This window comes from Rhodanobacter glycinis (assembly GCF_900114325.1).
Lineage (GTDB): Bacteria > Pseudomonadota > Gammaproteobacteria > Xanthomonadales > Rhodanobacteraceae > Rhodanobacter_A > Rhodanobacter_A glycinis.
The window spans coordinates 32,884-48,240 of record NZ_FOSR01000014.1 but is presented as its reverse complement, the minus strand read 5'-3'; the positions used below and the strand labels follow the sequence as shown (position 1 = coordinate 48,240).

Annotated in this window: 13 protein-coding genes; 8 read left to right on the top strand and 5 right to left on the bottom strand. The window is 64.7% G+C overall.

The window, feature by feature from the left end; genetic code table 11:
• Positions 1 to 232: 232 nt before the first annotated feature.
• The gene (gene phhA, locus BMY90_RS13730; RefSeq protein ID WP_008215540.1) at positions 233 to 1,126 is read right to left on the bottom strand and encodes a phenylalanine 4-monooxygenase; all 894 of its coding nucleotides are present in this window, start codon (positions 1,124 to 1,126) and stop codon (positions 233 to 235) included.
• 162 nt (positions 1,127 to 1,288) lie between these two features.
• Between phhA and BMY90_RS13725 the strand changes: the two genes are divergently transcribed.
• From BMY90_RS13725 to BMY90_RS13710, 4 genes are all read left to right on the top strand, one after another.
• Complete coding sequence (locus BMY90_RS13725; RefSeq protein WP_092704721.1) at positions 1,289 to 1,789, top strand: Lrp/AsnC family transcriptional regulator; 501 nt, start codon at positions 1,289 to 1,291, stop codon at positions 1,787 to 1,789.
• Between the two features lie 75 nt (positions 1,790 to 1,864).
• A complete protein-coding gene (locus BMY90_RS13720) occupies positions 1,865 to 2,665 on the top strand; it encodes a lysophospholipid acyltransferase family protein (protein WP_092704719.1) in 801 nt (266 codons plus the stop codon).
• Positions 2,662 to 3,675 carry a YheT family hydrolase gene (locus BMY90_RS13715; RefSeq protein WP_092704717.1) on the top strand — a complete coding sequence of 338 codons (1,014 nt, stop codon included), beginning with the start codon at positions 2,662 to 2,664 and terminating at the stop codon, positions 3,673 to 3,675. Before BMY90_RS13720 ends, BMY90_RS13715 begins: the two co-directional genes overlap by 4 nt.
• A gap of 301 nt (positions 3,676 to 3,976) precedes the next feature.
• Positions 3,977 to 7,348 (top strand): GH92 family glycosyl hydrolase, encoded by a 3,372-nt coding sequence (locus BMY90_RS13710; RefSeq protein ID WP_092704715.1) that lies wholly within the window; start codon positions 3,977 to 3,979, stop codon positions 7,346 to 7,348.
• A gap of 230 nt (positions 7,349 to 7,578) precedes the next feature.
• On the opposite strand, the gene BMY90_RS13705 is transcribed toward BMY90_RS13710, so the two are convergent.
• The 4 genes from BMY90_RS13705 to BMY90_RS13690 form a co-directional block, all read right to left on the bottom strand.
• Entirely contained in the window at positions 7,579 to 7,794 is a 216-nt protein-coding gene (locus tag BMY90_RS13705) for a DUF3820 family protein (RefSeq protein WP_008215511.1), read from the bottom strand.
• An 8-nt stretch (positions 7,795 to 7,802) separates the two neighbouring features.
• Positions 7,803 to 8,225 carry a VOC family protein gene (locus BMY90_RS13700; RefSeq protein WP_175481581.1) on the bottom strand — a complete coding sequence of 141 codons (423 nt, stop codon included), beginning with the start codon at positions 8,223 to 8,225 and terminating at the stop codon, positions 7,803 to 7,805.
• 101 nt (positions 8,226 to 8,326) lie between these two features.
• Positions 8,327 to 8,704: a hypothetical protein gene (locus tag BMY90_RS13695; protein WP_092704711.1), complete on the bottom strand. Its 378-nt coding sequence runs from the start codon at positions 8,702 to 8,704 to the stop codon at positions 8,327 to 8,329.
• A gap of 1,838 nt (positions 8,705 to 10,542) precedes the next feature.
• On the bottom strand, positions 10,543 to 12,021 hold the full coding sequence (locus BMY90_RS13690; protein WP_092704709.1) for an AAA family ATPase: 1,479 nt from the start codon (positions 12,019 to 12,021) through the stop codon (positions 10,543 to 10,545).
• A gap of 98 nt (positions 12,022 to 12,119) precedes the next feature.
• On the opposite strand from BMY90_RS13690, the gene BMY90_RS13685 reads away from it, so the two are divergent.
• The 4 genes from BMY90_RS13685 (at position 12,120) to BMY90_RS13670 (ending at position 15,357) form a co-directional block, all read left to right on the top strand.
• Positions 12,120 to 13,223 carry a PQQ-dependent sugar dehydrogenase gene (locus BMY90_RS13685; RefSeq protein WP_092704708.1) on the top strand — a complete coding sequence of 368 codons (1,104 nt, stop codon included), beginning with the start codon at positions 12,120 to 12,122 and terminating at the stop codon, positions 13,221 to 13,223.
• Between the two features lie 671 nt (positions 13,224 to 13,894).
• A complete protein-coding gene (locus tag BMY90_RS13680) occupies positions 13,895 to 14,515 on the top strand; it encodes a YbhB/YbcL family Raf kinase inhibitor-like protein (RefSeq protein WP_092704706.1) in 621 nt (206 codons plus the stop codon).
• Between the two features lie 247 nt (positions 14,516 to 14,762).
• Positions 14,763 to 14,918 (top strand): DUF1328 domain-containing protein, encoded by a 156-nt coding sequence (locus BMY90_RS13675; protein ID WP_008216284.1) that lies wholly within the window; start codon positions 14,763 to 14,765, stop codon positions 14,916 to 14,918.
• A 76-nt stretch (positions 14,919 to 14,994) separates the two neighbouring features.
• Positions 14,995 to 15,357, top strand: a complete 363-nt coding sequence (locus BMY90_RS13670) for an ElaB/YgaM/YqjD family protein (RefSeq protein ID WP_008216274.1) — start codon at positions 14,995 to 14,997, stop codon at positions 15,355 to 15,357.

Sequence of the window (15,357 nt, the reverse complement as noted above, 5' to 3'; positions counted from 1 at the left end):
TCCGTTCGTCCGAGTCTAGCAATCCCCATGGAGCGGACACGTCGAGGCGCGCACATCCCCGACGGCTTTGCGGCATCGGGGCGCGCAGGGAATGCAAGGCTTGCGTGAACTTGACGACACGGCGGAAGGGCTGGCGCTCGGGCTGGCACCCCGGGCGGTCAATCGTTGCGGGTGGATCGACCCGGCATGTTCCGGGCTGCGGTGCTGGAGGCGGAATCGAAGCGCGTCTTGCTCAGGTATCCGCGTTGGTGGCCCAGCCCTCGCGGTTGCCGCGGGTGAATACGCGGTCGCCGTCCAGCACGTCGCCGGCGGCGTGCGCCGGCTGTTCGCGCAGTGACGCATAGATCGGTGCGAAGTCCGGCTTCGTCGCTTCGAACAGCTGCTCGAAGCTGTCGATCACGAAATAGGTCTGCTGATAGGTATCGATGCGGTAGCGCGTGCTCATCACGCGCTCCAGGCCGAAACCGATGCGGTTCGGCGAGGCCGAGTCGAGCGAGTAGATCGATTCGCCCTTCGAGCTGACGATGCCGGCGCCGTAGATGCGCATGCCGTCGGCGGTATTGATCAGGCCGAATTCCACCGTGTACCAGTACAGGCGGGTGAGGTTCATCAGCGCTTCGGGGCCGATGCCGAAGGCCTTCATGCCACCGCGGCCGTAGGCCTGCATGTAGTCGGCGAACACCGGGTTCAGCAGCAGCGGCACGTGGCCGAACATGTCGTGGAACAGGTCCGGCTCACTGAGGTAGTCGAGCTGGTCGGGCTTGCGGATCCACCAGCTGACCGGGAAGCGGCGGTTGGCGAGGTGGTCGAAAAACACCTCGTCCGGCAAGAGGCCTTCCACCGCGACCAGTTCCCAGCCGGTGGCCTTGGCCAGCACCTGGTTCAGGTCGGCGAATTTCGGAATGCCGCCGTCGCCCAGGCCGAAACGCTCCACGCCGTCGAGGAATTCCTGGCAGGCGCGGCCGGGCAGCAGTTCGCGCTGGCGCTTGAACAGCGTGTCCCAGACCTCGTGGTCGGTCTTGCTGTAGCTGGCCCACGGCTGCTCCACCACGCCGGTGGCGTAGACCGGCACATAACCGCGATCGGTCTGCTGGTGTTCGACTTTGCGGGGTGGGTTGTGGTCCATGGCTCGGCTCCGGGGCAGAATGGCTGGGTCATCCCGCCTGCGTCAGGGTGACCCACAAGAGCATACGACGGATAAGCCGCACAAAGGTTGTGATGTTGTGCAAACAAGCGTGATGCGCGCAATATTCGTGCTCAAACAGCCCTTGTCATCGAGGTATCGTGCATGACTACGCTGGATCGTACCGACCTGCGTCTGCTCGCCGTGCTGCAATCGGAAGGCCGCATCACCAACGCCGAACTGGCCGAACGGGTCAGCCTGTCGCCCTCGGCCTGCCTGCGCCGGCTGCAGCGGCTGGAAGCGGACAAGGTCATCATCGGCTACGCCGCGCAGATCGATCCGCAGTCCGTCGGCCTGGGCCTGCAGGCGTTCGTGCGGGTGCAGCTGGCGCGGCACGAGGGCACGGCGGTGGAGCGTTTCGTCGAACAGGTCAACGGCTGGGACGAAGTGGTGGCCTGCCATGCGCTGACCGGCGAGATGGATTACCTGCTGCATGTCTATGTGGCCGACCTGCAGGACTTCTCGCGCTTCCTGCTCGACCACCTGCTGAATGCCGCCGGCGTGGCCGATCTCAATTCCAGCTTCGTGTTGCGCACGGTGAAACGTTCGCCATCGCTGCCGCTGGCGCAGATGGAGAAACACGGCGCGGTCGCCGCTTCGCGATGAGGCGCATGCCACGCCAGCCGGATCGCGCACCAGAGGCAGACGTCGCACTGAATCTAACGCTAAACTAATCCGTTCATGAGCATTGACTCCGCCACTGTCCCTGCCCGCGATTTCCTGCGCCCGTTGCGCTACCTGTGGCGCGTGCCGCTGCTGGTGCTGCATGCGTTGCTGGCAATCGCGCTGGCGATTTTCGTGATGAGCTGGAATCGCGACCGCGTGATGCAAAACGGTCGCGAGCCGTTTTCGCATCGGCTGATCCGCTGGTGGTCGATCGGCTTGATGCGCATCTTCGGCCTGCGCTCGGTGCGCTTCGGCCAGCCGAAAGCCGATCCGGTGCTGTTCGTGGCCAATCACACCTCGTGGATCGACATCGAGCTGCTGCACAGCCAGCGTGCCGCCTGCTTCGTGGCCAAGGCCGAGATCGCGCACTGGCCGCTGGTCGGCTGGCTGGCCGCCAGCGGCGGCACCATCTTCCATCGTCGCGGCAACAACCACTCGCTGTCGGCGGTGATGCAGACGATGGTCGAGCGGCTGCAGGCGGGGCGATCGGTGGCCGTGTTTCCCGAAGGCGGCACCGGCCACCACGGCGTGCTGAAGGTGTTCCACGCGCGCATTTTCCAGGCCGGGCTGGATGCCCAGGTGCCGGTGCAGCCGGTGGCGCTGCGTTTCGCGCGACATGGCCGACGCGTCATCGATGCCGGTTTCCGCGAAGAAGAAAACTTCCTGCAGAACTTCCTGCGCCTGCTCGGCAGCGCGCCGATGGACGCGGAAGTGCATTTCCTGGAGCCGGTGCCGGCCAGTGCCGACGGGCGTCGCAAAATGGCCGAGCTGGCACGCGAGCGCATCGGCGCCGCCCTGGAAGACCGCGCCGCATGAATCTGCCGAGCGGAAAGGACTTCCGTCCGTCCTGGCCGCTGACCAGCGGCCACATCCAGACCATGCTTTCCTCCAGCGGCGTGCGTCGCATGCTGCTGCCGAAAGCGGCGCGCGAAGTGCTCGAAGGGGCCGAGACCGTGGTGGTGGATGCCGGCGACGGCGTGCGCTTGAGCGGCGCCTTCACCGCGCAGAAAGTCCACGCGCAACCGCGCGGCCTGGCCGTGCTGTTCCACGGCTGGGAAGGCAGCGTCGACAGCACCTACGTGCTGCAGACCGGCAGCCGCCTGCTGCGCGAAGGCTGGGACATCTTCCGCCTCAACTTCCGCGACCATGGCGACAGCCACTCGATGAACGAGGCGCTGTTCCATTCCTGTCGCATCGACGAAGTGGTGCATGCGCTGGGCGACATCGCGCAGCGCTGGCCGGCGCGACCGATGGCGCTGGCCGGCTTCTCGCTGGGCGGCAACTTCGCGTTGCGTGCCGCGATGCAGACCTCGCGCGCAGGCATTCCGCTGAGCTACGTGCTGGCGGTGTGCCCGATCATCGATCCGGCCGAAGGCCTGTTTTCGCTGGAGAAGGCCGCGCCCTGGTTCTACCAGGCCTATTTCATGCACAAGTGGCGGCAGTCGCTGCGCGCCAAGCAGGCGGCGTTCCCGCAGCATGTGTATTTCGAGATGTCCGAGCTGAAGCAGAACCTGCGCGGCCTGACCGAAGCGCTGGTGCTGCGGCATACCGACTTCGGCTCGCTGCAGTCCTACCTGGACGGCTATTCGGTGGCCGGCGACATCATGCAGGCAATGCAGATCCCCGCCACCATCCTCACCGCGCGCGACGATCCGGTGATCCCCGTTGCCGCGTTCGAGAAGCTCCAGCTGCCGCCCAACGTGGAACTGGACATCGCCGAGCACGGCGGCCATTGCGGCTTCATCCGCGGCCGCAACATGACCAGTTTCACCGACGACTACATCGCGGCGCGGTTCAACGCGCTGTTGCCTGCTCAGGAAGGTTGAGCGAACGCCCCGCGGCGCACTGCGCGGAACCTGTCGACCAACCGCAGACGTACCTACGCGCGCCGACACCTCGTTCGTGCCCTTCCTGAGCGGGCCGCAACCGCCTTTCACCGGCCAGGGCGTTGCCTTTGGTTGCATGACGGGTCGTGGTTGCTGCTGGATGGCCTCATTCGCCGCTGCTGATGTGCCGCCTCCCGCTTCCCCGGAATGCTGCGCTGCGGTTTGACAGTTGCAATTTAGATCGATTCAAATCGGGCAATTGCCGGGTTTCGGGCCGGCGGCACTTCATGGGGATGGCAACATGCGCAAGACGGGGCTATGGGTGGGCATGCTGCTGGGCGTGTGCTCGGGCGCGGGTCTGGCGGGTACGCCGCAGGCCGGCTTTGTGCGCTCGTTCGAGGCCGGTGAGGCGCCGCCGCAGCCGACGGCGCGTGGCACAGGTTTCGCCATCGAAACCGCCGGCGGTCCACCCGCCAGCGCCGCGCTGACGGCCAAGCCCGGTGTCGGCTTCACCGGCCTGCACTCGCTGCATTACCACGGCGATGCCGGCGGTCGGCAGGAAGCCCCCATGTTCACGGTGGATCTGCCGGTGCAGGCGGATACGCAACTGTCCTACCTGATCTTCCCGCAGCGCGTGGAAGGCGATTTGCGCAACCCGGCCACCTATGTCGCGGTGGACCTGGTGTTCGACGACGGCAGCCGGCTGTCCACGCGCGGCGCGGTCGACCAGCATCGCATCGGCGCGTCGGCGCATGCGCAAGGCGCGGGGCGCACGCTGTATCCGGACCAGTGGAATTATGTCTCGATCGATCTCGGCCACGTGGCGAAGGGGCGGCGCATCCGCCAGGTCGTGCTCGACCACGATGGCCCGGCCGCCACTTTCGACGGCTACATCGACGACATCCGCATCGGCGCCGCACCGCCCGATACGCGTCACAACCCGGCGGACTTTGTCGACACGCGCCGCGGCAGCAACGCCAGCGGCCACTACTCGCGCGGCAATACCTTCCCCGCGGTGGCGCTGCCGCACGGCTTCAACTTCTGGACGCCGGTGACCGATGCCAGCGGCGACTGGCTGTACCAGTACCAGGCGCACAACGGTCCGGACAACCGGCCACGGCTGCAGGCGTTCGCGCTGTCGCACGAGCCGAGCCCGTGGATGGGCGATCGGCAGACGCTGCAACTGATGCCGGAGGCAAACGCCGACGGCAAGCCGGTGCTCGATCGCGTGGCGCGCTCGCTCAGCTTCACGCATGCGCACGAGATTGCGCGCGCCGACGAGTATCGCGTCGCGTTCGACAACGGCATCGTCACCGAAGTCACGCCGACCGATCACGCGGCGATGTTCCGCTTCACCTTCGTCGGCCCGCGCGCGCAACTGGTGTTCGACAACATCACCGACAGGCATGGCAACGACCACACCGGCATCACCATCGACCCGGCTACGCGCAGCATCAGCGGCTGGTCCGACGTGAAGAGCGGGCTGTCCGCCGGCGCCACGCGGCTGTTCTTCTACGGCACCTTCGACCAGCCGCTGCAGGCCAGCGGCCAGCTGACCAGCGAGGGTCCGGACCACGTGGCTGCGTGGGTCGGCTTCGACACCCGCACGCACAAGGTGGTGAACCTGCGCATCGCCACTTCGTTGATCAGCGTGGACCAGGCCAAACACAACCTGGCGCTGGAGATCGCGCCGGACGACAGCTTCGCCAGCGTGCAGCAGCGCGCCTACAAGGCGTGGAACACGTTGCTCGGCATCATCCACGTCAAGGGTGCCAGCCGCGGCGAGCTGACCACGCTGTACTCCAACCTGTATCGCCTGTTCCTGTATCCGAACGAAGCCTACGAAAACACCGGCAGTGCCGCGCAGCCGCACTATCGCTACGCCAGCCCGTTTTCACCGCCGGTGGGCGCCAACACCGACACACATACCGGCGCACGCATCGTCGACGGCAAGCCCTACGTCAACAACGGCTTCTGGGACACCTACCGCACCGCCTGGCCGGCCTACGTGCTGTTCACGCCGACCCAGGCCGGCAAGATGATCGACGGCTTCGTGCAGGAATACCGCGATGGCGGCTGGATCGCGCGCTGGTCCTCGCCCGGCTATGCCGATCTGATGGTCGGCACCAGCGCCGACGTGGCGTTCGCCGATGCGTGGCTGAAAGGCGTGCACAACTTCGACGTGCGCGGGTTCTACCAGGCCGCGCTGAAGGATGCTTCGGTGGTCAGTCCGTTCAAGGGCACCGGCCGCAAGGGGCTGCAACGCTCGATCTTCAATGGCTACACCGACACCGGCGTGGACGAAGGGTTGTCGTGGTCGATGGACGGCTATATCAACGACTTCGGCATCGGCAACCTGGCCGCCGCGCTGGCCGCCACGCCGGATGCGCGCGATCCCTACCAGGCCAGCTACGCCGACGACGCGCGCTACTACCGCAACCGCGCGCTCGACTACGTCAACCTGTTCGAGCCGTCGGTGGGCTTCTTCGTCGGCCGCGATGCCGCCGGTCACTGGCGTTACAACAAGGCCGATTTCGACCCGCTGCGCTGGGGCGGTGATTACACCGAGACCGATGGCTGGAACATGGCCTTCTACGCGCCGCAGGATGGTGCCGGGCTGGCCGCGCTGTACGGCGGTCGCGCCGCGCTGGGGGCAAAGCTGGACAAGTTCTTCGCCACGCCGGGCGTGTTCCATGTCGGCAGCTACGGCAGCACGATCCACGAGATGCTGGAAGCGCGCGACGTGCGCATGGGCCAGTACGGCCACAGCAACCAGCCGTCGCATCACATCATCTACATGTACGACTACGCTGGCGAGCCGTGGAAGGCCCAGGACAAGGTTCGCGATGTGCTGTCGCGGCTGTACGTCGGCAGCCATATCGGCCAGGGCTATCTCGGCGACGAGGACAACGGCGAGATGTCCGCCTGGTACATCTTCAGCGCCGCCGGCTTCTATCCGCTGCGCATGGGCACGCCCGCCTACGTGATCGGCGCGCCCTATTTCCCGCACATGGACATCCGGCTGGAAAACGGCAAGCACATCGTGATCAATGCGCCCGCGGTCAGCGACACCAACCGCTACGTGCAAAGCCTGCGCGTCAACGGCCAGCCGTGGAACAAGCTGACCTTGCCGCATGCCTTGCTGGCGGGCGGCGCCAAGCTCGATTTCGTGATGGGCCCGAAGCCGTCGCGCTGGGGCAGTGATGTGGCCGCGTTGCCGCCGTCGCTCACCACGCACGGCAAGCCGCAGCCGTTGCGCGATCTGCTCGGCCACGGCCAGGCCACCGCCAGCAGCACACCCGCGGTCCCACAGCTGGCTGCGTTGTTCGACCACGACAGCAGCACCGAGGTCGCGCTGCCGACAGGGGCCGTCAACGTGAACTGGCATTACCCGCAGCCGCAGCAGGTGGAGATGCTCACGCTCACCTCCGGCGCCCAGGCCGCGGCACCGTCCGATTGGCAGCTGCAGGCCTCCAGCGATGGTCAGCACTGGCACACGCTGGATACACGGCACGGCGAACGCTTCGCGTGGCCGCTGCAGACGCGCGCCTTCAGCGTGAAAACGCCGGGTCGCTATGCGTATTACCGCGTGAGCTTTGCTCCGTCAGCCAATGGGGTTGCACGCGCGGTAGCGGAAATCCAACTGCTCGGCTACGCCACCGCTTCGCCATAGGGAGTTACGGATAACCGCTTTACTAGCTCGTCATTCCTGCGAAAGCAGGAGGTGCTTTTCAACAGCCGAAGGGCTGGTCACCCAGTGCCTTTGCTACTCAATGCATCAAAGGCACTGGGCCCCAGCTTGACCAGCCCTTCGGCTGTTAAGAGCCGCTGGGGTGATGCAAGTTTTGCGATGTTCCCCATGGAAGTACGCAAAGCACGCCGGATGATCGGTTCGCTGCGCGATTACGATTTTTTCCGCAATGGATCGAGCAGCGACGACAGGCCGTTGTGGTCCAGCTCCAGCATCAATGCCAGCAGCTGGCCCAGCTCGCCGCGCGGAAAGCCCTTGCGCGCGAACCATGCGAGGTAGGCGCCGGGCAGGTCGGCGATCAGACGGCCCTGGTATTTGCCGTAGGGCATGCGCACATTCACCAGTTTGCGCAGGTCTTCCGCTTCCATGGCCGCCCCTACTTCGCGAACAGTTGCGTGCGATCGGCGAACGCCTTGAACTCCAGCGCGTTGCCGCTGGGGTCGAGCAGAAACATCGTGGCCTGCTCGCCAACCTGCCCCGCAAAGCGCACATGCGGCTCGATCACGAAACGCGTGCCCGCCGCCTGCAGGCGTTCGGCCAGCGCCTGCCAGGCATCCATCTCCAGCACCAGCCCGAAGTGACGCACCGGCACATTGTCGCCATCGACGTCATGCGCGGCGGCGGCGCGCACTTCCTCGGGCGCCAAGTGCGCCACGATCTGGTGGCCATGAAAATCGAAGTCGACCCAGCTCTCGCTGGAACGGCCCTCGGGACAACCCAGCAGGTCGCCATAGAACGCGCGCGCCTGCGCCAGCGAGTTAACCGGGAAGGCGAGGTGGAATGGCGGAAGATTGGGCATGGCAGGCAGGCGCAGGGGTGGGAGTGCTGATGATGCCGCATGTGCCGGTTATTGCGGCAGCGTATCGTCCCCGCCTTGAGTCGGTCCATTTGTGGCGCGGCTTATCGGGCGAGGCGATGCCGGTCAACGAGCCAGGCGACGCCCCATGCCAATGCCCCGGCGATGCTGGCCAGGAGACAGGCCCAGATGGGAACGAAGATGAAAGCCAGCGCCGACGTGGAAGAACCCGTCGCCGTGCCATGCCAGTCCAGCCACCAGGCGAGATGAAAAAGCGTCACGAAGAGCGTCGCGACGACGGCGAAGATCGCGCAACCGATCCTGTACGCCGCCAGGCGCGCATGCCGGCCAACCCACAACAGGGCGAAGCCCGCCACCGCAGGTAGTGCATTCCAGATCGCGAACGGGGTGAGCTTGCCCTCGGCGTAAACAACGAAGGCGATGGCGAGCAGGAAGGGCAGCGCGAGAAGGGTGGTCTTCATGGCAAGGCCTCAAGCAAATGGATGCCGGCGTTGGCAGCATAGTGCCTCGACGCGTTCATCCATGCTTCGGCTCGGATATGCGGCCCTCCGGGCCGGCACGACCATCGCTGCTGGATCGGGCGGCGCATCTACGCAAGGTGATTGTGGCGGTTTATACAAAGGTCCGAGTCCGCGGCATCGACTCAACAAGACCGGTTACGGAAATGCAGCCTGACACTCGTTGGATCCGCGCAGCACTGACACGCAGCATTCAACGCCTGACAACACCATCGCCGGCAGTCGCCTGAAAGCCCAAGGCAAAAGCGTCATGCGCCTGGGGTTGACGGGAAGTCTCTTACGGAGTTGTTAGGCCCGAAAAGGGCGCTACGGCAATTTGGGCACATACCAGTTGCCAGTGCTTTGCGCCTAGTGAGCAAGCCTATTGGCTTTGCGCACCCTGGACAAGACGGCGCGTGACGCTTGAAAGCGTTGCGAACAGCAAATGCCAAAGCGGTTGATATCGCGATGGACACAGGCAGCGCGATGGCCATAAACCAAAGCACATATTTGGAGTCCGACTGCAAAAGCACAAAAAACACGACGATGATGAAAATTTGCATGACCGATGCGGGCAAGCCAGCAGACCTAAGTTTGCGGTTTGCATGGATCATTGCGATATGGATTTGTTGAGCGAACGAAGTTCTGTCCATAAGGGCCTAACGTGGCTGTAGAAAAAATGGTGCGGTCAAAGAGTGCTCGAAACACGAGCTAAAATTTGCCTGCAACAGTTCAATTCTGAGTCCATTTCGACCCGCGACTCGCTATTGGACCGCGTACACGGGCATCGTAAATACAAGTTTTCAGGTTGTAGGCTTTTTCTACAGCTTCAACGCTAGAAATAAGCCGCGTGGCGAAGCCACGCGATGCAACAACAAAAAGATGCTGTTCTGACGCCTAACGCTTGAGGTAACAGGCGCAAAGACCGCGTAGCGGGATTTGCGTCCGGTTGACCGACATAGTTAGCTGCGCACCTTTCTCAGATGCATCTTGCTCAACGTAAGCCAACGGACTATGCCTATTACAAAGTACTCTAACAGTAGCCCGGCCGCACTGCCCGAAGCAACCGCGAACCATAACTTTGCACCGCTATACGGCGTGCTGAACACCTCGGATGCGAACAGTAGTGCGATTGCCGCAAACACAATGCCAATTGATACAAGTGTAGTTTGATATTCCCACCGCCGAGGGGCGTACGAAGTATTCGTGCACTCCTGGCACTTGAAGGAGCAGCGTGGCGGACGGAAGGTCCCCGACAAGCCGCAAAGTGCAAGAAATGCGATAGGGACTCGCCGGCTGCAAAATGGGCAAAATTTGTATGGGCGCGACATATCTGTTGGCAGCTAACTTAAATTGAATGACGAAGTGCAACCTATTCCTGCAGCATAAACCCGGTCGTTGGAACTCGTCTGTCGGTTGATGACTACACGAATCAACATATTGGATCGGTGTTGCAGCCTGAACCTGCCGTCTAATCATGCAGCTTTTCGCGCCAGCGTGCCGCGCCGCCGTTTATCCGTGGTGAGAGCGAGGACGATCTCGGAGGTTCGGCGAACCTGATTAGCGACAAGGTTCAGCCGATGCCTCGCCGTTCGCCCTGAGCGTAGGCCCGTAGGGCCGGAGTCGAAGGGTGATCGCGCTGTAGGCGCTTCGACTCCGCTTGCTAACGCAAGCTACGCTCAGCGCGAACGGTCTTTTTTAGCTGAGCATCGTCGCCAATCAGGTCAGCGAATGATTTGCTGCCCCCTCTGGGCCTCCCCGGATGGCTCACTTCGCGTACAAGCCGGACTTTTCCATTGCCGTCAATCGGCTGCCACGCAGCGCCCCCGAGCCCATTCACGCAGCGCCTCGACCTGCTCGGCCATCAGCACGGACAGCGGGCGGGTGCTGCCCAGGGCGGTCAGCAAGGTGGGTTGGTCGAGCCCGCCTTCGCTGGCTGCGGCGTCGTAGAGCGCGCTGACGACGGCTTGTTCGATTTCGGCGCCGGAGAAGCCTTCACTGGCCGCGGCCAGGGCGGGCAGATCAAAGCTGGTGGGATCAAGTTTTCGTTGTTTCAGGTGCAGGGCGAAGATTTGCTGGCGCACCTCGGGGCGTGGCAGGTCGACGAAGAAGATTTCGTCGAAGCGGCCCTTGCGCAGCAGTTCGGCGGGCAGTTCGTGCACGGCGTTGGCGGTGGCGACGACGAATACCTTGCTCTTGCGTTCGGCCATCCAGGTGAGCAGGTAGCCGAGCACGCGGCGCGACACGCCGCCATCCTCGCCGCCGCCGCTGGCCAGGCCTTTTTCGATCTCGTCGATCCACAGCACGCACGGCGCCAGCAGTTCGGTGCTGGCCAGGGCTTCGCGCAGGTTTTTCTCGGTTTCGCCCTGGTACTTGTCGTACAGCGTGCCGAAATCCAGCCGCACCAGCGGCACGCCGAAGCCGCCGGCGATGGCTTTGGCGGCGAGGCTTTTGCCGCAGCCCTGCACGCCGAGCAGCAACACGCCTTTGGGCGGGTCGAGTACGGGATCGGGTGTGGCAGCCAGGAATACGGCACGGCGACGCTGCACCCATTCGCGCACGTGGCTGACGCCGGCGATGTCGGCGAAGCTGGCGGTGGCGTATTCGTAGTGCAGCAGGCCGGAGCGGTTGAGCAGGTCGAACTTCGACTGCATCAGTACCGGCAGATCGGCCTGGCCGAGCGCGCCGTCGTTGTAGATCAGCTTGCGCACGATGCGCCGCGCGTCCGGCGCGGTGAGGCCGAGCAGGTTGCGCACGATGGTGCGCGCGGCCTCGTTGTCCACTTCCAGCTTGCGGCCCTGCTCGCGCTGCCAGGCCACCGCTTCGCCGCGCATGATACCGGCCAGTTCCTTCAGGTCGGGCAGCGACAGTGGCACGCGCAGCGCGAGTGCTTCCAGTTCGTCGGGCAGTTCGATCTTGGCGCCGACCAGCACGAGAGTGTGCGCCGCCGAGCGTTCCCGTTGCACGATTTCGCGCAGCAGGCGCTGGCTCATCGCGTAGCGCAGGAACGGGTGGAAGTCGAACATCAGGTAGATACCGGCCGCTTCGGCGGCGCGGATCGCATCCAGCGTGGTGGTGGCGTCGGGCGCCACCGACTCGGTTTCGGCGGCGAAGTCGAGCCGGCGCAGGCCGTCGGTCAGCGTCCAGCGCCACAGCGGGCGCAGCGACTGCGCGATGACGTGGCGGAAGCATTCCACCACCCGCTGCTCGTCCACCGTTTCGATCACCAGCAGCGGCGTGGCCGCGCGCACCAGCGTAGTCAGATCCTCAAGCTCGCCCATGCGGCCTCCCTGTGAAGTGCGCCACGTTAGCAGAGCGGATGCTGCCGTGGCGTGGCGGTCGGTATAGGCTTGGGGCTTCTCGCTACGGAGTCGCCGCCATGCGCATTGTGTCGTGCCTGCTGTCGATGGTGATGATGTCGATGCTGTTGCCAGTACCGGCGCTGGCTTCGCCGCAGCTCGACAAGCTGGTGTTGCCGAAGGGTTTCCATATCGCGGTGTATTCGGACCAGGTGCCGAATGCGCGCGAGATTGCGCTCGGTGCGAAGGGCACCGTGTTCGTGGGCTCGATGGGCGCCGGCAAGGTCTATGCGCTGACCGACACGAACCACGACGGCCGCGCCGACAAGGTGCGCGTGATCGCCAGTGGCCTGGAAATGCCGGTGGGCGTGGCGTTCCACGATGGCGATCTGTACGTCTCAGCGGTCAGCCGCATCCTGGTGTTGCGCGACATCGAGGACCACCTCGACGACCCGCCGACGCCGCAGGTGGTCTACGACAAATTGCCCACCAAGCGTCACCACGGCTGGAAATTCATCGCCTTCGGCCCGGACAGCAAGCTCTACGTGCCGATCGGCGCACCCTGCAACATCTGCAACCCGGGCAATGGCTACGCCAAGCTGCTGCGCATGAACCCGGACGGCAGCGACGTGCAGGACGTGGCCTACGGCATCCGCAACACCGTCGGCTTCGACTGGCGCCGTGGCTCGCACCAGCTGTGGTTCACCGACAACGGTCGCGACATGCTCGGCGACAACGTGCCCAGCGACGAGTTGAACAGGGTCTCGCACCTGGGCGAAAACTTCGGCTACCCGTTCTGCCACGAAGGCGACATCCTCGACCCGGAATTCGGCAAGGGCCATTCCTGCAAAAACTACACCCCGCCGGTGCTGAAACTCGGCGCCCACGTGGCCTCGCTCGGCATGCGCTTCTACAACGGCCGGCAATTCCCGGCCAGCTATCGCGGCGCCATCATCATCGCCGAACACGGCTCGTGGAATCGCACTCAAAAATCCGGTTATCGCGTGATGACGGTGCGCCTGCATGGCGACAAGGTGGTCTCCTACGAACCCCTGATCACCGGCTTCCAGCAGGATCAGAAAGCCTGGGGCCGTCCTGTGGATGTGCAGCCGCTGCCCGATGGGAGTTTGCTGGTCAGTGATGATTTGGCGGGGGCGGTGTATCGGGTGACATACACACCCTGAGAGTGGGTGTGCTGGCGCACGAGTGTTTTGTTGGATGGCCGGATGCCACTGGTGTGTGCCGTCACCTGTGGTGACGGAGGTTTCGACCGCCTGCCGGTGGCCGAGTCACTTTCTCTCGCTTGCCCGAGAGAAAGTAACCCAAGAGAGGGGCACCCTGCGTTCGCGCCCCCCGGCTCTTCGAGCCGGCGGGTCCGCGCCCGGCTACGGGGGTTCGCCGACAGGGCCTCCTGCCCTGGCGTCGAACTGGCTGGCATCCATGCCAGCCACCCTGCGGGCCTGATCCTCCGCCGCGCGCCGCTCTCGAAGGGAATGAAAAAGCCGCACACCGCAGCGCCAAGCTCGACCACACGCGTCCGCTCTTCCTACCCCTCAGTTGACGGTGACGGCGCGGTGTGGACGCCCGTGTAACAGGAAGAGCCACGCAAGTTCCAAACACCTCGATCGCCAAGGCTTGTAGGGTCGGCGGGTCCCACAGGCCATTTCTCTGGGTTACTTCTCTTTGAGCCAGCAAAGAGAAGTGACTCGGGCGCCGGCAGGCGCTCGAAAGCCCGCCGCAGGCGAGCCCGTCATCGATCACGCTGACACAAGCGAAAGAGCCCCCCGCAGGCGAGCAACCCAACATCACGCCCCACCCACTACGATAAACAAAATCCCAAAAACGGAAGCCCCTCATGCAACTGCAAAGCGACAACTTCCAACACACCCACCCCATCCCCACCCGCAACGCCTTCGGCAAGCCAGGCAAGCCGGTCGAGCTGTCCGACAACCTCAGCCCGCACCTGTTGTGGACGGACGCCCCGAACGACACCCGTTCGTTCGTGCTCACCTGCATCGACACCGACGTGCCCAGTCGTGGCGATGACGTGAACAAGGAAGGCCGCACGGTTCCTGCCGACCTGCCCCGCGTGGAGTTCGTGCACTGGCTGATGGCGAACATTCCGCCCGAGTGCGGCGAGCTGGGCGAGGGTGCCTGCTGCGATGGCATCACCCCGCGCGGCAAGCGCGAACCCTTCGGTCCGCCCGGCAGCGTGCAGGGCAAGAACGATTACACCGGCTGGTTTGCCGGCGATGCCGAGATGGCCGGCGACTACCTGGGTTACGACGGCCCGTGCCCGCCGTGGAACGACAGCATCGTGCACCACTATCACTTCCGCATCCACGCGCTGGACGTGGCCGAGCTCGACCTGCATCCGGGTTTCGATCTGGCCGAGTTGCGCGCGGCGATGGCCGGTCATGTGCTGGCCGAAGCGGAACTGCTGGGCACCTACACGATCAATCCCGCCGCGGCGTGATCGGGCCACGCCGGGGCGGCTGGCCGCCTCCGGGAGCCTGACGGGCTTGAGCTGGCCGCGCTGCTGGGTTATCGACGCGACCCGCCGCGTGATCGCGGGCACGGTTTCTGCGATCGCGTTGCCCGTCCGATGTGGGCGGCGCGTGCAGGCCGGCGCGGACGGCCTTCACGCCCAGCGCGCATGGGTTGTGGGGAAATGGCGGCGTGGAGCGCTTGGGCGGCTCCTGCACTGTCAAGAGGAACCCACCATGCTGCACTACGCCTTGGTCTTTCTGGTGATCGCCATCATCGCCGCGTTGCTGGGCTTCACCGGCATCGCCGGCACGGCGGCATGGATTGCCAAGGTCTTGTTCGTCATTTTCCTGATTCTGGCGGCGATCGCGTTTTTCCGTCGTTCTGGCTGAATGATCGGCCGAGGCGGCACGCCGACGGTGGCGCCAACCCGCTAGAGTGATCCCCTCCCCGACTCCGGAGACAACCATGAGCAAGCAAGTCCAGACGCAGGCCGCCGAGGCCGGCAGCCGCATCGACGAAGGCGCCGCACGCGTCAAGCAGGCGACATCCGACGCGGTGGCCAGCACCAAGGATGCCGTTGATCGCGCTGCCGACCACGTCGAGGAAAGCCTGCACCACGCCACCGACAAGGCTGCCGATGCCGCCAATCGCGCCACCGACAAGGCCAGCGAGCTGGGCGAGCGCGGCCGTGCGGCCTATGACCGCAGCGTGGATCGTGCCGATGAATGGCTGGACCAGGCGCGCGACTACGTGCGCGAAAAACCGGTGCAGTCGGTGGCCATCGCGCTGGGCGCGGGCTGGCTGCTTGGCCGCATCCTGCGTCGCTGA

What these genes read in the sequence shown, in the direction of transcription:
- phhA (WP_008215540.1), bottom strand. Translation starts at nt 1,126, where the DNA reads ATGGACCACAACCCACCCCGCAAAGTCGAACACCAGCAGACCGATCGC.
- BMY90_RS13725 (WP_092704721.1), top strand. Translation starts at nt 1,289, where the DNA reads ATGACTACGCTGGATCGTACCGACCTGCGTCTGCTCGCCGTGCTGCAA.
- BMY90_RS13720 (WP_092704719.1), top strand. Translation starts at nt 1,865, where the DNA reads ATGAGCATTGACTCCGCCACTGTCCCTGCCCGCGATTTCCTGCGCCCG.
- BMY90_RS13715 (WP_092704717.1), top strand. Translation starts at nt 2,662, where the DNA reads ATGAATCTGCCGAGCGGAAAGGACTTCCGTCCGTCCTGGCCGCTGACC.
- BMY90_RS13710 (WP_092704715.1), top strand. Translation starts at nt 3,977, where the DNA reads ATGCGCAAGACGGGGCTATGGGTGGGCATGCTGCTGGGCGTGTGCTCG.
- BMY90_RS13705 (WP_008215511.1), bottom strand. Translation starts at nt 7,794, where the DNA reads ATGGAAGCGGAAGACCTGCGCAAACTGGTGAATGTGCGCATGCCCTAC.
- BMY90_RS13700 (WP_175481581.1), bottom strand. Translation starts at nt 8,225, where the DNA reads ATGCCCAATCTTCCGCCATTCCACCTCGCCTTCCCGGTTAACTCGCTG.
- BMY90_RS13695 (WP_092704711.1), bottom strand. Translation starts at nt 8,704, where the DNA reads ATGAAGACCACCCTTCTCGCGCTGCCCTTCCTGCTCGCCATCGCCTTC.
- BMY90_RS13690 (WP_092704709.1), bottom strand. Translation starts at nt 12,021, where the DNA reads ATGGGCGAGCTTGAGGATCTGACTACGCTGGTGCGCGCGGCCACGCCG.
- BMY90_RS13685 (WP_092704708.1), top strand. Translation starts at nt 12,120, where the DNA reads ATGCGCATTGTGTCGTGCCTGCTGTCGATGGTGATGATGTCGATGCTG.
- BMY90_RS13680 (WP_092704706.1), top strand. Translation starts at nt 13,895, where the DNA reads ATGCAACTGCAAAGCGACAACTTCCAACACACCCACCCCATCCCCACC.
- BMY90_RS13675 (WP_008216284.1), top strand. Translation starts at nt 14,763, where the DNA reads ATGCTGCACTACGCCTTGGTCTTTCTGGTGATCGCCATCATCGCCGCG.
- BMY90_RS13670 (WP_008216274.1), top strand. Translation starts at nt 14,995, where the DNA reads ATGAGCAAGCAAGTCCAGACGCAGGCCGCCGAGGCCGGCAGCCGCATC.